The following is a 20,032-nucleotide window of genomic DNA, read 5'->3' on the forward strand; positions in this document are numbered from 1 at the left end:
GCCGGTGCCTGCGCCACCTGCGCCGCCGCTACCACCCGCCTCGCCAGGTGCGATGCCGGCGGCGCCATTCCCCCCGCCACCCCCCTGGGCGGTGTCGCCGCCAGGAGCCAGCGTCGCAGCCCCGCCGGCGCCGCCCGCGCCGCCGTTGGCTCCGCCGTCACCGCCGGTGCCGCCGACGGCCCGGGTGAAGCCCGAACCACTCGTGGCGGTACCCCCGGCGCCGCCGGTACCGCCGATCGCGCCGGCTCCGCCATCCGCGCCTGTACCGCCATCACCTGCAATGACAGTGCCACTCGCCGCGGACGCCGGGGCACCGGCGGTGCCGGTGGCGGCGGCGCCCATCGGTGTGATGTTGACACCATTTGCCCCGACAAGGCCGCTGCCGCCTTGCCCGCCCGCACCGCCGTCACCGAACAGCACCGCGTTGCCGCCATTACCCCCGGGGCCGGGAGCGCCGCCGTTCACACCCCCCATCGCGGAACCACCCGTCCCACCGGCACCACCGTTGCCGAACAGCATCCCGCCGGCGCCGCCGTTACCGCCAGGCTGACCAGGCCCGCCTAGCCCGCCTAGTCCGCCGTTGCCGAACAGTCCCGCGGCCCCGCCGCTACCACCGGGCTGGCCGGCCCCGCCGGACCCGCCGGACCCGCCGTTGCCCCACAACAACCCCCCCGGACCGCCGGATGCGCCGGTGCCCGGTGCCCCGTTGGTGCCGTTGCCGATCAGCGGGCGACCAAACAGCGCCAGGGTGGGTGCATTCACCAGGCCGGACACATCCTGCTGCAAGGTCTGTAAAAGTGCTAGCGGCAAAGCATTGGCGGCATCGGCAGCCGCATACGCGCCCCCGCTCGCGTTCAATGCGTTGGCGAACTGGTCGTGAAACGTTGCCAGTTGAGCGCTCATCGCCTGGTAGCTCTGCCCGTGCCCGGCGAACAGGGCCGCGATCTGCGTCGACACATCGTCGGCAGCCGCAGGCAGCACTCCGGTCGTCTGGGCGAGCGCGGTCAGATTAGCCGCGTTGATCGCCGAACCAATACCCGCTAAGTCCGTTGCGGCTGCTGCAAATGCCTGCGGTACAGCTATCACAAACGACATGGCAGGCTCCTACCGGTCGTTATCAACTAACCAGGAAGACGAGCGTAGAGCAGCGCTGTCGGACACCTCCGGGCCTTGGCGCTAACTGACAGCAAACTGTCAGCAACGGCAGCGGGGCAGCGCTACCTCGATGATGGCGTGACTCCGGTTGGAGGCGAGTGTGATCGACGACGCCGTGATCGAGCCGGGTTTTACGGGCCAACCGTCTGCTCTGCAGGGGCGCCGGCCGTCCGTGCGCTGGTGGCACTCGCCACCTCTTCGGGGTCAGCCAGATTCAGCGGGCGGGCCAGCTGGGTGGGGGCGGCCCGGCCACGCAGTTCGACGACCTCGCCGACATCCCAGCACAGCGCTTCGGCGTCCAGTGCTCCGCTGACCGCGATAGCCGAGGCCAAAACGTGGCCTTCTTCCAGCTTGGCCAGCTCGGTGAGCCGGGCGGCTTCGTTGACCGGGTCGCCGATCACGGTGTACTCGAAACGGGCCTGGGCGCCGATGTGCCCGGCGATAGCCCGTCCGGCCGAGACTCCGATGCCGAACTCCGCGGAACCCAGCACCGGCAGGAGTTCGTCGTGCAGCTCACGCGCGGCAGACAGCGCCGCACCGGCGCCGTCCGGGTGTTCGATCGGGGCGCCGAAGATGGCCAGCGCGGCGTCGCCCTGAAACTTGTTGACGAACCCGCCGTGCCTGCCGACGGTATCCACGACCACCCGGAAGAACTCGTTGAGCAGGCTGACCACCTCAGCCGGCGGTCGGGTAGCGGCCAGTTGAGTGGAGCCGATCAGATCCACGAACAGCACCGCGACGTCGCGTTCTTGGCCGCCCAGCTCGGTGCCGCGCTCGATGGCGCGCCGCGCCACGTCTTCACCCACGTAGCGGCCGAACAGGTCGCGCAGTCGCTGCCGCTCGGACAGATCGCGCACCATGTCGTTGAAGCCGGCCTGCAGCATGCCCAGTTCGCTGGCGTCATAGATCTGCATGTGGGCGTTGTAGTTACCACGCTGCACCTCTGACAGCGCCCAGCGCAGCTGGCGCAGCGGGTCGGCGATAGACATGGCCACCAGCAGGGTGCTGGCCGAACCGATGCCCAACGCGGCCAGCGCCAGCAACAGGATTGGGTTGAACAGCTTTTCCGCCGACGCGTGCAGCAGCGATATCTTGTCCGACACCACTGCCAGCACGATCGCCAGCAGCGGCACCGCGGTGGACAGTACCCAGGCCAGCATCAGCCGCAGGATCACGCCGGGCGCCTTGACGTTTTCCGGCACACCGCTGCGCAGCGCGGCCACCGCCACAGGGCGCAGCACCCGTTCTGACTGCAGATAGCCGATGATCGCGGTCGCGGTGGCGCCCAGTGCGGTGGCCACCGCCACGACGGGCGCAGCGTAGCGAGCCACCGACCAGCTGGCGATGATGAACACGACGCTGCCGACGGCCCAGGACACCAGGCTGGTCACCGTTCGGTAGAACGGCATTCGCAAGGCGCGGCTGCGGGCCAGCTCGGTGGCGGCCGGATCGGTTTCACCCAGCAGATTGTCACGACGCTGCCAGCGGAAGACCGGCACCAGCAGCTTGAGGTTCCACACGAAGCCGGCCAAGAACAGCAGCATTACCGAGCTGATGAAGATCACCAAGTTCAGCTGCGGCAGATCCTGCAGCTGAATGCGGTCGTGAGGTGGCAGGCCGTAGCGCAGGAAGCCCAGCACGAAGAGGCCCCCGATGATGTCTGCCTGCAGCATGCTCAGCGAGAACACCGGCCACGGGGTGCGCACCACCCATCGGACGAATGCGCTGATTCGTCCGGGTAGTGCCGTCGCCGTGGCCATTAGCCCACCGTATCGGGCAGCGGTGACTCGTCGGAAACTTCGAACTACCTCGGCAAGTCGGCCGAAGTGGACGAAAGACGGCGAAAGATTACGGAATTGTCGCGAAACGGTGGCTGATAGGTATCTGTCGGCGGGGGTCGCTAGTGTGCCCGAATATGTCCGGGGTGTTTACGCGGCTGGTAGGCCAGGAAGCGGTGACGGCCGAGCTGCTCACGGCCGCCAAAGCCGCCCGCGGTGACTCAGATCACAGCGCGCTGGGCGACGGGACTATGACACATGCCTGGCTCATCACCGGACCGCCGGGCTCGGGGCGCTCGGTTGCCGCGTTGTGCTTCGCGGCCGCCCTGCAGTGCACCGGGGAGGGCGAGCCTGGCTGCGGGAGCTGTCGGGCCTGTACAACGACCATGGCGGGCACCCATGCCGACGTGCGGCGCGTTATTCCCGAGGGCCTGTCGATCGGTGTCGGCGAGATGCGCGCGATCGTGCAGATCGCGTCTCGTCGCCCGACCACGGGCCGGCGCCAGATCGTGGTCATCGAGGACGCCGACCGGCTGACCGAGGGCGCAGCCAACGCCTTGCTGAAGGTGGTCGAGGAGCCGCCGCCATCGACGGTGTTCCTGCTGTGCGCCCCGTCGGTGGATCCCGAGGACATCGCGATAACGCTGCGCTCCAGGTGCCGCCATGTGGCGCTGGTGACTCCGTCGACCGGAGCGATCGCGCAGGTGCTGGTCGACAGCGACGGGCTGAGCGCCGAGACGGCTAACTGGGCAGCGTCCGTCAGCGGTGGCCATGTGGGCAGGGCGCGCCGGCTGGCCACCGATTCCGAGGCCCGGCAGCGACGTGAGCAGGCGCTGGGCCTGGTGCGCGACGCCGCGACGCCGGCGCGGGCGTTTGCCGCCGCAGAGGAGTTGGTGGCGGCCGCCGAAGCCGAAGCGGTGGTGCTGACCGCCGACCGGGCCGAGGCCGAGACCGAAGAGCTGCGCACGGCGCTGGGGGCCGGCGGCACCGGTAAAGGCACGGCCGGCGCGATGCGCGGAGCCGCGGGTGCCATCAAAGACCTTGAGCGCCGCCAGAAGTCCCGTCAGACCCGCGCCTCGCGCGACGCGCTGGACCGGGCGCTGATCGACTTGGCCACCTACTTCCGCGACGCGCTGTTGGTCTCGGCAAACGCGAGTGAAGTGCAGGGCAACCACCCTGATATGTCCGACCGGGTCGCTGCCCTGGCCGCGCATGCGACGCCCGAGCGGCTGCTGCGCTGCATCGAGGCCGTGCTGGAGTGCCGCGAAGCGCTGGCCGTCAACGTCAAACCCAAGTTCGCCGTGGACGCCATGGTCGCGACTATCGGGCAGGAACTGCGCTAGCGATCCGCGGGTGGTCACACCAGTCACATCGGTACCGCCGGCTTGGGCGGGTGCACCGACCTGCCGTAGACTCGTGCCGCCCAGCGAGGGCACCGCCGCCTTAGCTCAGTCGGTAGAGCGATTCACTCGTAATGAATAGGTCAGGAGTTCGATTCTCCTAGGCGGCTCCAACGAGTTTTCTCAGTCGTCGATATGTACCGGCGGGTCGGCGAAGTTGAAATCCAACGGGTGCTGGTCAGGTCCCATCAAATCGCAGTGCTTGTCGGGCACTAGGTAGGAACTGGCGCCGTGGGCCACCCAGTTGGCAAATGTGACGCAACGTTGCCAGGTTCCGTCAGGCTGAATGGGTCCATCGCACTTGTTGATAACGCCGACTCCGCCGTACTGGCAGCCGGCGTTGGCCGGCGGTGCTGCGGCGATCAGCCCTGTGGCCAATACAGCGGCCCCCACGCCGGCGATGAAGGCGGCCATCGGCCGCGACGACGTGATCATGAATGCAGTCATTGCGAATCCCCTTTGGACAACCGCACCTCGATCATTGCACCGCGTCGAGCGTGACGACAGCGTCACGTTGGGACGCCAGCGTGACGACAGCGTCACGCTGGGCGGCGGTTCCCGGCAATCACAGTGGAGCCAGAAAGCCAACCGGTCCCGACGCGATGCACAACGCCAGCGCGGTGGTGTTGGCACGCACCGCGATCGCGTCTCCGGCACCCGGTAGCCGGACAAAGACGCGGTTGAGGCCGGGGTGCACCGGAACTTTCACCTCGGGGCCCTCGGGCAGCGACAGCGTCATCGAGCCGTCGGTGTTGGCCAGATAGTTGAGTTCGGCGGTCCAGTCCGACGGCAGTAGCGGCCCGTCCAGAATCAGCCGGGTGGGTTGGTCGGGCTGGGCAAAGTAGCCGCAGTGCGGCATGGGGCCGGGCACAATCGTGCGTACCCACGTCACCCGCGCATCCACCAGTCGGCCGGTGCTGGTGAACATGCGTAATTGCGTTGTCGTCGAGCCAAATTCGGGCCTATCGCGCAGTAGGGCGAACATGTGACTGGCCAGGTTCTCCGGCCAGGCCACCCGCTGCAGCACCAGCGGATCGACTTCCTGATCCAATAGCGGAGCGGCCGAATCCGTATGTGCGGCAGCCAAACTGGCGCGCGCGTTCTTCAGATAGGGCTCGGCGGGATTGTCGCGCCAGGAGGTCAGAAACGTCGATGTCGAATACAGGCTGCTGGCCAAAAACAACAGTGCCACACCAACTGTCGCCGCAGTACGAACCCGGGATGCATCGAGCCACGCCGCCGACGGCCGGTTTGGGGCGCTGAACGCCACCGCGGCCAACAGCGCCAGTACGACCGCCAAGTCGGGAAAATACCGCAGGGTCTGGGCCAGCTCGAGTGCGGTGAACCGCGATGAGCGCATCAGATAGATCGGCACCTGGCAGGCCACCGCATAACCCGCCGCCGTGACCCAGACCGGCCCGATGCGTTGCTTGCGGACCAGGGACAGCGCAACCAACGCGACCAGCACGGCCCAGCCGAGCGCCATCACCAGCACAGGGGGAGTGGCCCATGGCGACGACGGCGCCCAGCGTTCCCACTCCCACGGGCCGCCGGCCAGACCGGGCACGATGCCGTGGGTGATCGACCGGCGCAGTAGCGCCCATGTCATCGACAAATCCGAACTCCACCGCCGCTGGTTCACCACGGCCAGATACAGCCCCACCCAGCCCGCGGTCAGCGCCAGTGAAGGAACCCACAACCGAATGCCGCTTCGCCATACGCGACGCCAGGGCTCGGCGTTCACGTGGCCTACCAAAGCGGCCACGGCGAACGCCACGAACGGAATCACCGCAGCCTTCTCAAAGAACAGCAGGCCGACGAAGTACACCAACACCCCTGACAGGGCGTAGCGCTGACGGCCGGTGCGCACCAACAGGACAGCATCGCCGCACACCCAGGCCAGCGCCGCCAGCATCGGTAGCGAATTCAGCGCCGCCGCCCACCACGCGAAACCCGGCACACCCAGCGGCGTGAAAAGCGCGAACGTCAGCGGAACGAGCAGCACGGGCCGCCAGCCGAGGATCACCTGCAGTGCACGCAGCAGCGCCAAAGACGCCAGCAGCTGCAGCACCACCAGGCTGATCGCCGGGCCGGTCCACGCCAGCGGCGCCAGCCGGATGATCGCCCCGGCCATCAGGAACGCACCCGGCATCACGTGCCCGTCGTGGTCGTCGAACAGGTACGACGGCGATAGCAGACCTTGCGTTCCGGCGCGCCCGATCAAGATCAGATCGTCCCAGTAGAAGTAGCCATCGAAAGCCAGCACCGCACGAACCGCCAGCTGAACGGTGATCAAAGCGGCTGCCACGAGCACCACTCGGTATGGTGGGCCGGTGCGCGCACTGGTCACCGGGGCAGCCGGATTCATCGGGTCGACGCTAGTCGACCGACTCTTGGCCGACGGCCACACGGTCGTGGGGCTGGACAACTTCGCGACCGGTCGCGCGACTAACCTAGAGCATCTGGCCGACACCTCCGCCCATGTCTTCGTCGAGGCCGACATCGTCACCGCGGACCTGGAAACCATCTTCAAAGAGCACCGACCCGAGGTGGTGTTTCACCTGGCGGCCCAGATCGACGTGCGGAATTCGGTGGCTGACCCGAAATTCGACGCCGAGGTCAATGTCGTGGGCACCATCCGGCTGGCCGAGGCGGCGCGACGCGCAGAGGTCCGCAAGGTGGTGCACACCTCCTCAGGCGGATCCATCTACGGCATCCCGCCGGTCTATCCGACGTCCGAGACGGTGCCCACCAACCCCGCTTCGCCCTACGCCGCGGGCAAGGTTGCCGGCGAGATCTACCTGAACACCTTCCGCAACCTCTACGGCCTGGACTGCTCACACATCGCACCGGCCAACGTGTATGGCCCGCGCCAGGATCCGCACGGCGAGGCCGGCGTGGTCGCGATCTTCGCCCAGGCGCTGCTTTCGGGTAAGCCCACCAAGGTATTCGGTGACGGCAGCAACACTCGCGACTATGTGTTCGTCGACGACGTGGTGGACGCCTTCATCAAAGCGTCCGGCAAGGAGGGTGGCGGCCAGCGCTTCAACATCGGCACCGGCCTGGAAACCTCAGATCGCCAGCTGCATTCGGCGGTGGCAGCAGCCGTCGGCGGCCCCGACGACCCCGAGTTTCATCCACCGCGGCTTGGCGATCTGAAGCGCTCCTGCCTCGACATCGGCCTTGCCGAGGAAGTTTTGGGCTGGCGCCCGCAGGTCGAACTGGCCGATGGCGTGCGTCGCACCGTCGACTACTTCCGGCACCAGCACGCCGGCTGATCAGACCGGGACGGGAACCAGCCGGTCGGCAACGGCCTCCAGGAACGGGTGTTCGTCCCCGGTGTCGAGATAGTCCGCCGCCGGCCGCCAGTCGATGCGGCCCATCTTGCCGGCGAACAACCCGTAGCCGATCAGCTCCTGCAGCCGAGGCTCGAAGCGGCGCACCAACTCTCGCGGAATGCTGAGCTGCTGGTTGACCTGCTGGCGCACGAATCCCACGCAGAAGTTCACGGTCAACGCCGGGCGCGGCGCATCGGTGCGATTGGCCGCGGCCGTGTGCCACAGGCTGCCGTTCCAGACCAAAGCATCACCCGCTTTGATCTCGATCGGCTTGCCCTCCGGGTACGGCGGCGACGGCTGCTCTGCCCAGCGGTGCGAGCGGGGCACCACCTGGGTGGCCCCGTTGTCGGCGGTGAAGTCACACAACGCGATCAGCGCGTTGCACAGCAGCGGCTGATGCGGCCGCGGCAGCGGATACATCTCGTCGTCGCAGTGCAGGCGCTGGGCGACCGCCCCCGGCAGCTGGTTGCTGGTCATGCACCACGACAGCAGGCAATCGTGGCCCAATACGCCCTCGATCACCGGAAGCAGCTTCGGGTGCACCGGCAATGCCTCGTAGCGAGTGCCGTGCAGCAGCAAATTGTCGATGCGCACCCAGTCGTGGTCGGCCTTGGTGACCGGGCGGTGCCCCGGCCACGCCAGGCCCTTCACGACGGTGTTGGAGTTGGCGACGACAGTCGGCAATTCCCGTTCCAGTCGCTGAGTATCTGCAAGATACTCAGCGACCGAATCAGCGTCGAGGACGTCCTCGACGACGGTGTAGCCGAACTCGTCGATCTCGCCGACGTGGCGCTCGACCGATGAGTCCTGAGTCATCAGGCTGGCAGCAGGTCCTTTTCCGGCTCACCCTCGTCGCGGTCGTCGTCGGAAATGGTGACTTCGTCAGGGTCGAACATGGCGCCTCCTGCGGTCGGTTAAGGGATGCATAACTGTAAGCCGCATCACACTTGAGGCGCTAGTGCGACTCGGCCGGCTGTGCGTCCTCGGGTGCCCGCGCGCCCTCCAGCGCCACAGCGCGCGCCAGTCGCGCATACCGCAATTCCAGGTCCTTGAACCGCATGTAGGTGCTCAGGGTCGTGAAACTGAACGCCATGATCAGCGCGTAGAGCATCAGGTCGGTGCCGCGGCGTACGCCGAACCAGTGCGCGACCACCGTCGTGTCGTCGGGCCGCAGCACCGCATACACACCGCCGAACACGAACAGCACGTAGCCCACCTTCACCCACGCTTTGGACCGCGCACTGCGGCGCGAGCCCAGCAGGTAGGCCAGCAGCACCATGATCGACCCGATCAACAGCACCTGGATCCAGTTCATCTACGCATCCTCCCTCGCAGGAACCCGTCGAAGATGATGTTGACGCCGTTGAGCAGCGGCTGCCCCTTCGACTTGGAGTACTCGGTGTAGAGCACCTTGACGGGATATTCGGCTACGCGCCAATGGTTTTCGGTAATCAGCACAATGAATTCGCTGGCGTGGCTCATGCCGCTCATGGTGATGTTCAGCGCGTCGGCCACTTTTTTGTTGAACACCCGCAGGCCGTTGTTGGTGTCGGTGAGGCCAAGCCGGCGTCCGCGCCGGCTCAACCGCGCGGCGGTCTGCAGCACGATCCGCTTGAGCAGCGGCGGCCGGTTGGCAGCAGCGTCATCCAAGGAGTGCGCGAACCGCGTTCCGATAACGACGTCGACGTCATCGGTGCGCAGCCGCTCGATCATCGCGGCTACGTCTTTGACGCGATGCTGGCCGTCGGCGTCGAACGTGGCGAAGATCTGGGCGCCGGGCTGCTTGCGCGCGTACTCGACGCCGGTCTGGATGGCCGCGCCCTGGCCCAGGTTGATCGGATGGCGTACCAGGTGAGCTCCGGCTGCCAAGGCGATCTCGCCGGTGCCGTCGCTGCCGCCGTCGTCCACGCAGACGACGTTGTCGAAGACCGACCGCACGTCGGCGATGACCTCACCGATGACGGCGGCTTCGTTGTAGGCGGGGATGACGATCCAGACTTCCGGATAAGGCATTTCAAGCCCACAAGTTACACGCTGGTGGGCGACCGATCAGCCGCCAGCTGCGGTGGCGCGCGATAAAGCGGCCAGATGAACTCCGATTCCCACCAGCGGACCGCAGAGCAGGGCGATCACCGTGCGCGTCTCCAGCGCCAGCGGCAGCAACAGCAACAATCCCGCGGCCACGGTCGCGCCGACCCAGCCCAGTGAGTACGCCCGGTGCAGCGCGGCGGCCACCGCGCCGGCGCCGGTGAGGGTCAGCATCGCGATCGCGACCGCCGCCGCGGTCAGCCAGGCCAGCAGGGAGCTGCTGGCCTGGTATTGCGCCCCGAACCCGACGCGTAGCACCCAGGGGCCCAACGCGGCGGCCAGCACCACACCGATTGCGCCGATGAGCGCAATGATCAGTGCCGGCGTGATCAGCGCCCGAACCCGATGGGTGCGTTCGTCGACGAAGTGTGCGATCAGGTTGCCCTGCATGGCGGTCAGCGGTACCAGCAGCGGTGCGCGGGTCAATGTCACCGCCAGGATGACCACACCACCTTGGGCGCCCAGCTGAGTAGACGTCAGCTTCAGCAGCACCGGAAAACCCATCACCAGAATCGCGCTGGCACCTGCCGCGGTGATCGAATGGGCAGCGCCCCGCAGAAATGTCGTGGTGCTGGCGGGCGTCAGCAGCCGGGCCGCCGCACGGGCGGCCGGCGAGGTCAGCAGCATGATCAGCCAGGCCATCGACCCGGCGACGGTTGCCCACAGGAAGCCGACCAGCCCCCAGCCGAGGACGAACGTCGCCGTCGCGACCGCCACCCGGATAACGGCATCGGTCACCATCAGTGCGCCGTACTGCGTCCACCGGCTGGTGCCGGCCAACATCCCCAGCAGGGTGGCGTGCAGACAGAAACCCGCCAGCCCGATGCTGAGCAGGGCGACCGAGAGCCAGCGGCCCTCGACGAACACCCGCCCGCTCCACACCGGCGAACTGGCCGCGATCACGGCAGCCGACGCGAGCCCGACCAGCCCGGCGATGCGCAGCGGATGCGATCGGGGGGCTTGAGACCCATGGGACAACGCGTCGATATAGCCCATCGAGCGGACCTCGCGGGTGGTTTCTTGCAGCAGGCCATTGGCCGCGCCTGTCACCAGCCCGAACGCACCCCAGAACACACCGAAGACGGAGAAGCCGGCCGGCGCCAGGTTGCGAGCTGCCAGGTAGATCACCGCGTAGCCGCACAGGGCGGTCACCGCCGTTGCGCTGCCGACCCGGGCGACGCTACTGCGTGCGACCGGTCCAGCTGGAGCTGCCGCCGAGCCGCCGACTTCCGTCACCGTCGAAATACTAAGCGGGCAATGCCCGCCGCTAACGCCTGGACGAGGTTAAGCCCAGCTGGAACCCACGGCCGAGTCGGTCTGTGCCATGTTGCTGCCCGCAGCCTGGACCTTCTGACCGTGGCTGTTGGCCTGCTCGTAGATCACCTGGAAGTTGCGGCCCAACTGCGTGATGAAGTCCTGGCAGGCCACCGAACCGGCGCCACCCCAGAAGTCACCGGCCACCAGTACGTCGCGCACGATCGCCTGGTGCTCTGCCTCCAGCGAAGCCGCCTGAGCGCGAATCGTGGCGCCGTGGGCATCCACGTCACCGAATTGGTAATTAATCGTCATGATCGAATTCCTTTCAAAAGTCTTTGGCTATTTCTAGCTGCTGAGGGTCTGCTGCGCGGCTTGCTCTTGCTGCTCGTAGTTATTGGCGTCGCGTACAAGTCCGTCGCGCACCCCGTGCAGCATGTTCACGATGTTGCGGAATGCGGTGTTCATCTGGCCCATGGTGTCAAGTGAGGTCGCCTCGGCAAGCCCGCTCCAGCCAGCGCCGGAGATGTTCTGCGAGGACGCCCACATGCGACGGGCCTCGTCCTCGACGGTCTGGGCGTGCACCTCGAAGCGGCCCGCCATGTCCCGCATCGCATGCGGGTCGGTCATAAAGCGTGTAGTCATTCCATTGCTCCTTTCCAGAACAAAAAACAATCAAATTGCGTGTAGCCGAAAAACGAAGAAAACTAACCCATCACCCCCGCCCTATCCGACCCCGGTCCGCGGTATCACGCTGGGCCGAGACTGCACCACATTCGAACCGGCGCCGCCGCGGCCCATCATCGGGCCGGGCATACCCGCGCCGGCGCCCGCGCCCATCGGCATAGGCATCATCGGCATGCCGCTACCGGTCGGTGCCGCGGCCGCCAACTCCGGAGCCGAGGGAATCACGCTGCCCAGCCCGCGCACCGCCGAACTGGCCATACCGGCCGGCGTCGAGCCCGCCCAGGTCGGCGGTACGGACATGGCACCGACCATGCGGCCCTGTCCCAGGGCGGCCGACATTCCCGCACCCAGTCCACCGCCCCCGAGACCCTTCGCAGCGGGAGCGATGTCCCCGACGAACTTCGGTACGTCGGCCAGCCCTGCGGCCGCCGAACCGGCCAACCCGGCCGTGCTCGAATTCGCCGACGTCGCGAGCTGCATCATCGGCGACATCATCATGCTGGCCGGATACATCGCGATCTGCGCCACCGACATCAACGACTGCACGGGCAGCGCGGAGGCCGCCGACTGCACGGCCGTCACTGCGCCCGACACCGCAGCCGTCGCCGTCGAGGCCAACCCGGACAAATTCAGCCCCGCCAAATCAAGCGGGATGGTGAACGGCGTCAGCGCGGAAGCCACCGATGCCGCTCCGGCGTTGTAGCCCAGCATCGCGGCAACGTCTTGAGCCCACATCTCCGCGTAGTCGAATTCGGTACCGGCAATGGCCGGCGTGTTCTGCCCCAGGAAGTTCGTCGCGATCAGCGACAGCAAGGACACACGATTGGCCGCCACCGCCGCCGGATGCACCGTCGCCGTCAGCGCCGCCTCGAAGGCCGATGCCGCCGCACGGGCCTGGCCGGCCGCCTGCTCGGCCTGCGCCGACGCCGCGCTCAGCCAGCCCACATACGGCGTGGCCGCTGCGGCCATGGTCAACGAGGTGGGACCAGACCATGGTCCGCTGACCAAGCCGCTGATCACCGACTGGAACGACGACATCGCCGCCTGCAATTCCGCGGCCAGCGCCTCCCAGCCTGCGGCCGCGACGAACAGCGGCCCTGATCCGGCACCGGCGAAGATCCGCGCCGAATTGATTTCCGGCGGCAGCCAGGAAAACTCTGGTATCAGCACGCGGTCGCTCCTAGGGGCTGTGTTTGAGTCTCAGGTGAAGACGAGGTTCGCAGGCGTTCGTTGAGTAGGTATTGGGAAAAGATTGAACTAGCTGGCCAGCCACCCGATTCCGCTGGTAGAAGGACTTCGTGAGAGTTCATTGACAACGTTGCGCGTTTTCGCCTTCTCGCTGGCAGTGACCGTCGTGGCGCTGGTGCTCGGCTACCTGCACGGCGGGCCGAGCGCCCTATTTCTGCTGGCGGTGCTGGGTGTCCTCGAGGTATCGCTATCGTTCGACAACGCCATCATCAACGCCACGGTGCTCAAGCAGATGAGCCAGTTCTGGCAGCGGATGTTTCTGACGATCGGGATTCTCATCGCGGTATTCGGAATGCGCTTGGTGTTCCCGCTGGCCATCGTGTGGCTCAGCGCCGGCCTGGATCCCGTGCGCGCCATGAGGCTGGCGCTGCGTCCACCGCCGGGCGGGGCGCTGGAATATCCCGACGGCTCACCGAGCTACGAAAAACTCATTCATGCCGCACACCCGCAGATCGCGGCCTTCGGCGGCATGTTCCTACTGATGTTGTTCTTGGACTTCGTCTTCCACGATCGGGATATCAAGTGGCTCAAGTGGATTGAGGGCCCGTTCGCGCGTATCGGCCGGCTCGGTCAGGTGCCGACGGTGGTGGCCGGCGTGACCCTGATCCTGGTGGGCATGGGGTTGACGCATACCGGGGACGGTCGCTCGACGGTAATGACCGCCGGTGTGCTGGGTCTGGTGACCTATCTCATCGTCAACGGTTTGAGCACAGCGTTTCGGCCCTCCGACGCACAGGAGGGCGCTCCGGGGGCGGTGGGCAGAGCCGGCTTCACGCTGTTCCTCTATCTCGAAGTGCTCGACGCGACCTTCTCTTTCGACGGCGTCACGGGCGCCTTCGCGATCACCACCGACCCGATCATCATCGCGCTGGGCCTTGGCCTGGTGGGCGCGATGTTCGTCCGTTCGATCACCATCTATCTGGTCCGCCAGGACACCTTGGACCGATACATCTACCTCGAACACGGCGCGCACTGGGCGATCGGCGCACTGGCTGTGATCATGCTGGTATCGGTTGACCACCGATTTCAGGTACCGGAGTGGATCACCGCTTCAGTGGGCGTGGTCTTCATCGCGGCGGCCTTCAGCGAAAGCGTATGGCGCAACCGGCGCGTGTCGCGCGAGCGCGCGGTCAGTGCCCCTCGGTCTTGAACCGCTCGATGGAACGGTTCACCTCGGCTTCGGCCTCGTCGCGGCCGACCCAGTCGGCGGCCTTGACGAATTTGCCCGGCTCTAGGTCCTTGTAGTGCACGAAGAAGTGCTTGATCGCGTCCAGCTCGTATTCCGGTACGTCACCGATGTCCTGAATGTGGTCCCAGCGGTGGTCGCCGGCCGGAACGCACAGCACCTTGTCGTCGCCGCCCTTTTCGTCGACCATTCGGAACATTCCCACCGGCCGCGCCTCCACCAGCACACCCGGGAACAGCGGCTGCGGCAGCAGCACCAGCGCGTCCAGCGGGTCGCCGTCCTCGCCGAGTGTGTCCTCGATGAAGCCGTAGTCGGTCGGGTAGCCCATCGGGGTATAGAGGTAGCGATCCAGACGCACCCGTCCGGTCTCGTGGTCGATCTCGTACTTGTTGCGCTCACCCTTCGGAATTTCGATGGTCACGTCGAATTGCACGGGTCGGCTCCTTAACTCGAAATGCGTCGAAGACACCCTAGTCGAGGCGGTGCCTGCACACTGCGTCGCGGCTGGTTCGGCAGAATGGGCCGAGAAAGGCAGGAGTGTCATGGGACCCAAACGTTGGCGAAGGACCACCCAGGTGTTCATCGGGGTGGCTGTGCTGGCGTTTGTCGCCGCCCTGGTGGCGGCCGCGGCATTCTTCACCACGGGCGGCCACGGCACCGGGGGTGCGCGGTCACCCGTTCCGCCGCCGCGGCCGCCCACGGTGAAGCCGGGCGTGACCCCGGTAGCCGACACGGCGACGGCGCCTAGTCCGACGGGTGTGCTGGCCGCGCTGGCGCCTGCTGTGGCCGATCCCAACCTGGGCCGGCTAGGCGGCCGGATCACCGATGCTCTGACCGGCAAGGAACTCTGGCGCCAGCTCGATGACGTGCCGCTGGTGCCGGCGTCGACGAACAAGGTGCTGACCGCCGCGGCGGCACTGCTGACGCTGGATCGGCAGACCCGGATCAGCACCCGTGTGGTGGCCGGCGGAACGGCTGCGCAGGCCCCGGTCGTGCTCGTGGGCGCCGGGGATCCGACGCTCTCGGCCGCGCCGCCGGGGCAGGACACCTGGTACCGGGGCGCGGCGCGCATTGCTGACCTGGTCGAACAGATCCACCGCAGCGGCGTGACGCCGACCGGGGTGCAGGTCGACATCTCGGCGTTCAGCGGTCCCACCATGGCGCCAGGCTGGGACCCGGCCGACGTCGACAACGGCGATATCGCGCCCATCGAGGCCGCGATGATCGATGCCGGGCGGATCCAGCCGACGACCGTCAACTCGAGACGGTCGCGCACCCCGGCGCTGGATGCGGGGCGCGAGCTGGCCAAGGCCCTGGGCCTCGATCCCACGACGGTGACCATCGCATCGGCGCCGGGTGGGGCGCGGCAGCTGGCGGTGGTGCAGTCGGCGCCGTTGATCCAGCGGCTGTCCCAGATGATGAACGCCTCCGACAACGTGATGGCCGAGTGCATCGCCCGCGAAGTTGCCGCGGCGATCAACCGGCCGCAGAGCTTCACCGGCGCGGTCGACGCGGTGACCAACCGGCTGAACACCGCGCACGTGGACACCACCGGCGCTGCGCTGGTGGATTCCAGTGGACTGTCGATATTGGACCGGCTGACCGCCAAAACACTGGACGGGGCCATGCAGGCCGCGGCCGGACCCGATCAGCTGGTGTTGCGCCCGCTGCTGGATTTGCTGCCCATTGCCGGCGGCAGCGGCACGCTGGGCGAACGTTTCCTGGACCGATCCACCGAACAGGGCCCGGCAGGCTGGTTGCGGGCCAAGACCGGCTCCCTGACCGCCATCAACTCGCTCGTCGGGGTGCTCACCGACAGCAGCGGACGCGTGCTCACCTTCGCGTTCATCTCCAACGAGGCGGGCCCCAACGGCCGCAACGCGATAGATGCCCTGGCGACCAAGCTGTGGTTCTGCGGGTGCGCGACGTGACCCCTACCGACCTAACTCTGGGCAATACGGTCGATTGGCGATTTGCCGCAACGGTCGGGTCCAAGCTGGCCCGCCCCGGTCCGCCGACCACGGAATACACCCGTCGGCGGGCGATCGAAGAGTTGCTCAACGCGGCGGCTCAGGCCGAACCGCCGGTGCGCGAAGTGACCGGTCTGGTCACCGGCGATGTGGTCCCGCCGGCCCGCGTCGTGGACCGGCCGGCGTGGATCGCGGCCGCCGCCGAATCGATGCGAGCCATGACCAAAGGCAGCGAACAGCCGCGCGGTTTCCTCACCGGGCGGCTTACCGGCGCGCAGACGGGTGCGGTGCTGGCGTTCGTCGCGTCGGGCATTCTCGGCCAGTACGACCCGTTCGGTGTGGCTGAAGGGGGGGAATTGCTGCTGGTGTATCCCAACGTCATCGCCGTGGAACGGCAACTGAAGGTCGACCCGTCCGATTTCCGGCTGTGGGTGTGTCTGCATGAGGTCACCCACCGGGTGCAGTTCACCGCCAACCCCTGGATCGCCGGCTACATGTCGGAGTCGCTGGGGCTGTTGACCCAGGAACCCGCCGACGACATCGGGCAGGTGGTGGGCCGGCTCGCGGACTTCGTCCGCAATCGCGGCTCCGATCCCGATGGTGCCCATCCAGGCGGGATCCTGGGCCTGGTGCGCGCCGTACAGTCCGAACCGCAACGCGAAGCCCTCGACCGGCTGCTGGTGCTCGGCACCCTGCTGGAAGGCCACGCGGAGCACGTGATGGATGCGGTGGGGCCGGTGGTGGTGCCGTCGGTGGCCACCATCCGGCGCCGGTTCGACGAACGCCGGCAACGCAGGCAGCCGCCGCTGCAGCGGCTGCTGCGCGCCTTGCTGGGGCTGGATGCCAAGCTCAGCCAGTACACCCGTGGCAAGGCATTCGTCGACGACGTGGTGAACCGGGTCGGGATGAAGCGGTTCAACACGATCTGGACCGGCCCGGAAACCCTGCCCCTGCCTGCCGAGATCGAACACCCGCAACTATGGATCGACCGGGTGCTGTAGGGCAGCTGCGTACGGCTGTCGAGAAGTTTGCGACGGCCTATCTCGGCCGCCCCGACCGGTGGTGCGTAGGGCTGTCCGGTGGTCCCGATTCGCTGGCACTCACCGCGGTGGCGGCCGGTTTGTTGCCCACCCGGGCGCTCATCGTGGACCACGGCCTGCAGCCCGATTCAGCCGCGGTCGCCGAAACCGCGCGGGTGCAGGCTTTGTCCCTGGGATGTGTTGAGGCTCAAGTGTTTTGCGTGACTGTCGGTACCGACGGCGGCCCGGAGGCCGCAGCGCGCACCGCCCGCTACGCCGCGCTGGACTCGGGTCGTGACGGGCCGGTGTTGCTGGCCCACACGTTGGATGACCAAGCCGAGACGGTCTTGCTGGGGCTGGGCCGCGGCTCGGGAGCGCGGTCGATCGCCGGCATGCGAGCGCACGACCCGCCGTGGTGCCGGCCATTACTGGGGGTGCGCCGCCACGTGACTCATGCGGCGTGCGCCGAGCTGGGCCTGGTGCCTTGGCAGGATCCGCACAACACCGATCGCCGCTTCACCCGGACCCGGCTGCGCACCGAAGTGCTGCCGCTGCTGGAAGACGTGCTGGGCGGTGGCGTCGCCGAAGCGCTGGCCCGCACCGCGACAGCGTTGCGCGAGGACACCGAGTTCATTGACGCGATCGCCGCGCAGGCGCTGTCGGACGTTTCGGCCGGCGCGGGTCTGAGCACCGGTGCGCTGGCGGACCTGGCGGGTCCGGTGCGGCGCAGGGTGATTCGCGGCTGGCTGCTGGCCGGCGGAGCTATTGGCGTCACCGACAAGCAGATCCGCGGCGTGGACACCTTGGTGACCGCTTGGCGGGGCCAGGGCGGGGTGGCGGTGGGGTCGACGTTGCGTGGTCAGCGGTTGATCGCCGGGCGCCACGACGGCTTCCTGACGCTGCGCACCGAACCGATTTGACGCCTGCGTTGGTTGTTGGGCGGGCGACGTGGCTACGCTGTGGTCGTGACGGCTGAGCTGTACCCGGGCGACATCAAGTCGGTGTTGCTCACCCAGGAGCAGATTCAGGCGCGCATCGCCGAACTCGGCGAGCAGATCGGTGGCGACTACCGCGACTTATCCGCTGACAGCGGCCAGGACCTGCTGTTGATCACTGTGCTGAAGGGTGCGGTGCTGTTCGTCACCGACCTGGCCCGGGCCATTCCGCTGCCCACTCAGTTCGAGTTCATGGCCGTCAGCTCCTACGGGTCCTCGACCTCCTCGTCGGGGGTGGTGCGCATCCTCAAGGATCTCGACCGCGACATCCACGATCGCGATGTGCTGATCGTCGAGGACGTCGTCGACTCCGGGCTCACGCTGTCCTGGCTGTTGCGCAACCTGACCAGCCGCCATCCGCGTTCGTTGCGGGTGTGCACGCTGCTGCGCAAGCCCGAAGCGGTGGGCGCGAACGTCGAAATCGCCTACGTGGGCTTCGACATTCCCAATGACTTCGTCGTGGGCTACGGCCTGGACTATGACGAGCGCTACCGCGACCTGTCCTACATCGGAACCCTGGACCCCAGGGTCTACCAGTAGCGAGCTACGTCAGCTCCCAGATCGCCGTCACCGAGAAACTCACCGTCTGCTGGCCGGGTTCCAGCGGCACCATCGAAGCGCGCGGCGCCGGTGCCGGCTGGGTGCCCGTCGCCGGCGTGGAGCCGGCGGCTTCGGAAATGGAAAGCACCTTGCCCAGGTGCAGGCCCGAGAGCTGCGCGTACTGCTGGGCGCGGTTCTTGGCGTCCTCGAACGCGCGAGCCCGCGCGTCCTTCACCAGCTGCGAGTCGTCGGCGATCGAATAGCTGACCGAACTTATCCGGGTGGCGTCACCGCCGGTGTCGACGATGAGGGACAGCAGACGCGATGCGGCGTCCGGTGGGTGGATCTTGACCTCGATGGCATTGTCGGCGCGGTAGGCGGTAATGGAGGCGGTACCGGTGGCCTCCGGAGTGCTGTACTGCGGTTGCAGGGTGACCTCGGTGGTGCGGATGTCCTTGCGGTCCACTCCGGCACCGGCCAATGCGTTGACGACGGCTTGCTGGCGATCGTTCGTCTGATTCATCGCGGTGGTCACGTCGGCGGCGGTGAACGAGATACCGACGTCGGCGGTCAAGGTGTCCGGGACGCCCTGCACCTGCCCCGACCCGAACACCGTCACCTGCCGCGGATTCGCCCCCGGCGGCGGCGGATTATGCGAATCGCAACTCGACAGCGCCGCCGCTGCGATTCCCATGAACAGGGCCAAAGCCATTGGTTTACAAACAGATCCCCGGCGACTCCATCGAATCGGCATGACTGGAACCTTAGCGTCTCAGGGCGACATCGTTTGTTCACCTGGCGTTCAACCGGCGTGTGCATTCGCGCGGATCCTTGTCGGCACCAGGGCCTTAGCAAAGGGTCGACGGTCACTTGCGCTCAATATTTTTCACCGGTTGCGCAGGTCTATCTCACCAATTCAGCATCTGTTCAGCATTGTTGCTTTTGTGGATTGCAAGCGTACCGGTCCGCGCCATTAGCGCCGTCCGATTCACCGGCCTCGCGGCACGCCACACTTTAGCGCGCCCGACTGAATCCGTTTATGCCACAGCGTGATTAGAAGGGTGCTGTGTTATTCCCTGTCGCGCAACGGGTTTCCGCAGGTCAGCTGCTCCCGCGCTTACCACGCACACTAGCGTCCCCCGCTGCGATTACCCACTACTTCATATCGAACTCTAATCATATTTGATTCCAATATGTTTCATAAAAATATTCACAGCGTCCTGGACTTATGCGGCAGCAAATGAATAGTTACTGACTCGGCAGTGAACAGCATGTATGGGACCTGGGGTGTTGCTTGTTGGCTGCTCTAGCCTGGCGTTTGATCGGCTTTGGCCGCGTTATTTCGCGCTGAAAGCTATTGACGCAAACTCAATT

At 66.8% G+C, this 20,032-nt stretch carries 19 protein-coding genes, 1 tRNA gene and 1 pseudogene; 8 read left to right on the forward strand and 13 right to left on the reverse strand.

Translation table 11 applies throughout. The features are described from left to right. Both AWC27_RS08735 and AWC27_RS08740 read right to left on the reverse strand, forming a co-directional pair. A partial coding sequence (locus tag AWC27_RS08735) for a PE family protein (protein ID WP_139836855.1) occupies positions 1 to 1,095 on the reverse strand: 1,095 nt, incomplete at its 3' end. A gap of 191 nt (positions 1,096 to 1,286) precedes the next feature. Further along, positions 1,287 to 2,915, reverse strand: a complete 1,629-nt coding sequence (locus AWC27_RS08740) for an adenylate/guanylate cyclase domain-containing protein (RefSeq protein WP_085670116.1) — start codon at positions 2,913 to 2,915, stop codon at positions 1,287 to 1,289. Between the two features lie 155 nt (positions 2,916 to 3,070). On the opposite strand from AWC27_RS08740, the gene AWC27_RS08745 reads away from it, so the two are divergent. Then, positions 3,071 to 4,276 carry a DNA polymerase III subunit delta' gene (locus AWC27_RS08745; RefSeq protein WP_085670117.1) on the forward strand — a complete coding sequence of 402 codons (1,206 nt, stop codon included), beginning with the start codon at positions 3,071 to 3,073 and terminating at the stop codon, positions 4,274 to 4,276. A gap of 94 nt (positions 4,277 to 4,370) precedes the next feature. After that, positions 4,371 to 4,446: transfer RNA gene (locus tag AWC27_RS08750), tRNA-Thr, on the forward strand. Between the two features lie 10 nt (positions 4,447 to 4,456). Here the strand turns inward: AWC27_RS08750 and AWC27_RS08755 are convergent. Together AWC27_RS08755 and AWC27_RS08760 are read right to left on the reverse strand one after the other, a co-directional pair. Next, positions 4,457 to 4,747: a CDGP domain-containing protein gene (locus AWC27_RS08755; RefSeq protein ID WP_085670248.1), complete on the reverse strand. Its 291-nt coding sequence runs from the start codon at positions 4,745 to 4,747 to the stop codon at positions 4,457 to 4,459. Positions 4,748 to 4,898: 151 nt separating this feature from the next. Then, positions 4,899 to 6,701, reverse strand: coding sequence for a hypothetical protein (locus AWC27_RS08760; RefSeq protein WP_085670118.1), 1,803 nt, complete (start codon positions 6,699 to 6,701; stop codon positions 4,899 to 4,901). On the opposite strand from AWC27_RS08760, the gene AWC27_RS08765 reads away from it, so the two are divergent. Further along, positions 6,667 to 7,611 carry an NAD-dependent epimerase/dehydratase family protein gene (locus AWC27_RS08765; protein ID WP_085670249.1) on the forward strand — a complete coding sequence of 315 codons (945 nt, stop codon included), beginning with the start codon at positions 6,667 to 6,669 and terminating at the stop codon, positions 7,609 to 7,611. The two genes, AWC27_RS08760 and AWC27_RS08765, sit on opposite strands and share 35 nt — an antisense overlap. On the opposite strand, the gene AWC27_RS08770 is transcribed toward AWC27_RS08765, so the two are convergent. The 7 genes from AWC27_RS08770 to AWC27_RS08800 all read right to left on the reverse strand — a co-directional run bounded on the left by AWC27_RS08770 (position 7,612) and on the right by AWC27_RS08800 (position 12,867). Continuing rightward, a complete protein-coding gene (locus AWC27_RS08770) occupies positions 7,612 to 8,487 on the reverse strand; it encodes a phytanoyl-CoA dioxygenase family protein (RefSeq protein WP_085670119.1) in 876 nt (291 codons plus the stop codon). It lies immediately after the preceding gene. Between the two features lie 139 nt (positions 8,488 to 8,626). Beyond that, positions 8,627 to 8,986, reverse strand: coding sequence for a DUF2304 domain-containing protein (locus tag AWC27_RS08775; RefSeq protein ID WP_085670120.1), 360 nt, complete (start codon positions 8,984 to 8,986; stop codon positions 8,627 to 8,629). Beyond that, positions 8,983 to 9,684: a glycosyltransferase family 2 protein gene (locus AWC27_RS08780; RefSeq protein ID WP_085670121.1), complete on the reverse strand. Its 702-nt coding sequence runs from the start codon at positions 9,682 to 9,684 to the stop codon at positions 8,983 to 8,985. Before AWC27_RS08780 ends, AWC27_RS08775 begins: the two co-directional genes overlap by 4 nt. Positions 9,685 to 9,720: 36 nt before the next feature. After that, positions 9,721 to 11,004 (reverse strand): polysaccharide biosynthesis protein, encoded by a 1,284-nt coding sequence (locus tag AWC27_RS08785; protein WP_372516881.1) that lies wholly within the window; start codon positions 11,002 to 11,004, stop codon positions 9,721 to 9,723. A 39-nt stretch (positions 11,005 to 11,043) separates the two neighbouring features. After that, positions 11,044 to 11,328 carry a WXG100 family type VII secretion target gene (locus AWC27_RS08790; protein WP_085670123.1) on the reverse strand — a complete coding sequence of 95 codons (285 nt, stop codon included), beginning with the start codon at positions 11,326 to 11,328 and terminating at the stop codon, positions 11,044 to 11,046. Positions 11,329 to 11,361: 33 nt separating this feature from the next. Beyond that, positions 11,362 to 11,658, reverse strand: a complete 297-nt coding sequence (locus tag AWC27_RS08795) for a WXG100 family type VII secretion target (RefSeq protein WP_083115805.1) — start codon at positions 11,656 to 11,658, stop codon at positions 11,362 to 11,364. An 81-nt stretch (positions 11,659 to 11,739) separates the two neighbouring features. Beyond that, positions 11,740 to 12,867 (reverse strand): PPE family protein, encoded by a 1,128-nt coding sequence (locus tag AWC27_RS08800; RefSeq protein ID WP_085670250.1) that lies wholly within the window; start codon positions 12,865 to 12,867, stop codon positions 11,740 to 11,742. Between the two features lie 142 nt (positions 12,868 to 13,009). Here AWC27_RS08800 and AWC27_RS08805 point away from each other — a divergent pair, with 142 nt between their 5' ends. Continuing rightward, positions 13,010 to 14,098, forward strand: coding sequence for a DUF475 domain-containing protein (locus AWC27_RS08805; protein ID WP_085670124.1), 1,089 nt, complete (start codon positions 13,010 to 13,012; stop codon positions 14,096 to 14,098). Here AWC27_RS08805 and AWC27_RS08810 read toward each other — a convergent pair. Further along, positions 14,079 to 14,567 carry an inorganic diphosphatase gene (locus AWC27_RS08810; RefSeq protein ID WP_085670125.1) on the reverse strand — a complete coding sequence of 163 codons (489 nt, stop codon included), beginning with the start codon at positions 14,565 to 14,567 and terminating at the stop codon, positions 14,079 to 14,081. The genes AWC27_RS08805 and AWC27_RS08810 overlap by 20 nt on opposite strands. 109 nt (positions 14,568 to 14,676) lie before the next feature. Between AWC27_RS08810 and dacB the strand changes: the two genes are divergently transcribed. The 4 genes and pseudogenes from dacB (at position 14,677) to hpt (ending at position 18,658) form a co-directional block, all read left to right on the forward strand. Then, positions 14,677 to 16,065 carry a D-alanyl-D-alanine carboxypeptidase/D-alanyl-D-alanine endopeptidase gene (gene dacB / locus AWC27_RS08815; protein WP_139836856.1) on the forward strand — a complete coding sequence of 463 codons (1,389 nt, stop codon included), beginning with the start codon at positions 14,677 to 14,679 and terminating at the stop codon, positions 16,063 to 16,065. Further along, the gene (locus tag AWC27_RS08820) at positions 16,062 to 17,105 is read left to right on the forward strand and encodes a zinc-dependent metalloprotease (RefSeq protein WP_085670251.1); all 1,044 of its coding nucleotides are present in this window, start codon (positions 16,062 to 16,064) and stop codon (positions 17,103 to 17,105) included. The genes dacB and AWC27_RS08820 overlap by 4 nt, the downstream gene beginning before the upstream one ends. Continuing rightward, positions 17,084 to 18,043, forward strand: coding sequence for a tRNA lysidine(34) synthetase TilS (gene tilS / locus AWC27_RS08825; protein ID WP_085670127.1), 960 nt, complete (start codon positions 17,084 to 17,086; stop codon positions 18,041 to 18,043). Before AWC27_RS08820 ends, tilS begins: the two co-directional genes overlap by 22 nt. Beyond that, positions 18,040 to 18,658, forward strand: a pseudogene (gene hpt / locus AWC27_RS08830) (hypoxanthine phosphoribosyltransferase). Before tilS ends, hpt begins: the two are co-directional and overlap by 4 nt. A gap of 4 nt (positions 18,659 to 18,662) precedes the next feature. Here hpt and AWC27_RS08835 read toward each other — a convergent pair. Continuing rightward, entirely contained in the window at positions 18,663 to 19,370 is a 708-nt protein-coding gene (locus AWC27_RS08835) for an SIMPL domain-containing protein (protein WP_245846945.1), read from the reverse strand. Positions 19,371 to 20,032: the final 662 nt, after the last annotated feature.

Origin of the sequence: Mycobacterium szulgai (assembly GCF_002116635.1) — a bacterium.
Taxonomy (GTDB): domain Bacteria; phylum Actinomycetota; class Actinomycetes; order Mycobacteriales; family Mycobacteriaceae; genus Mycobacterium; species Mycobacterium szulgai.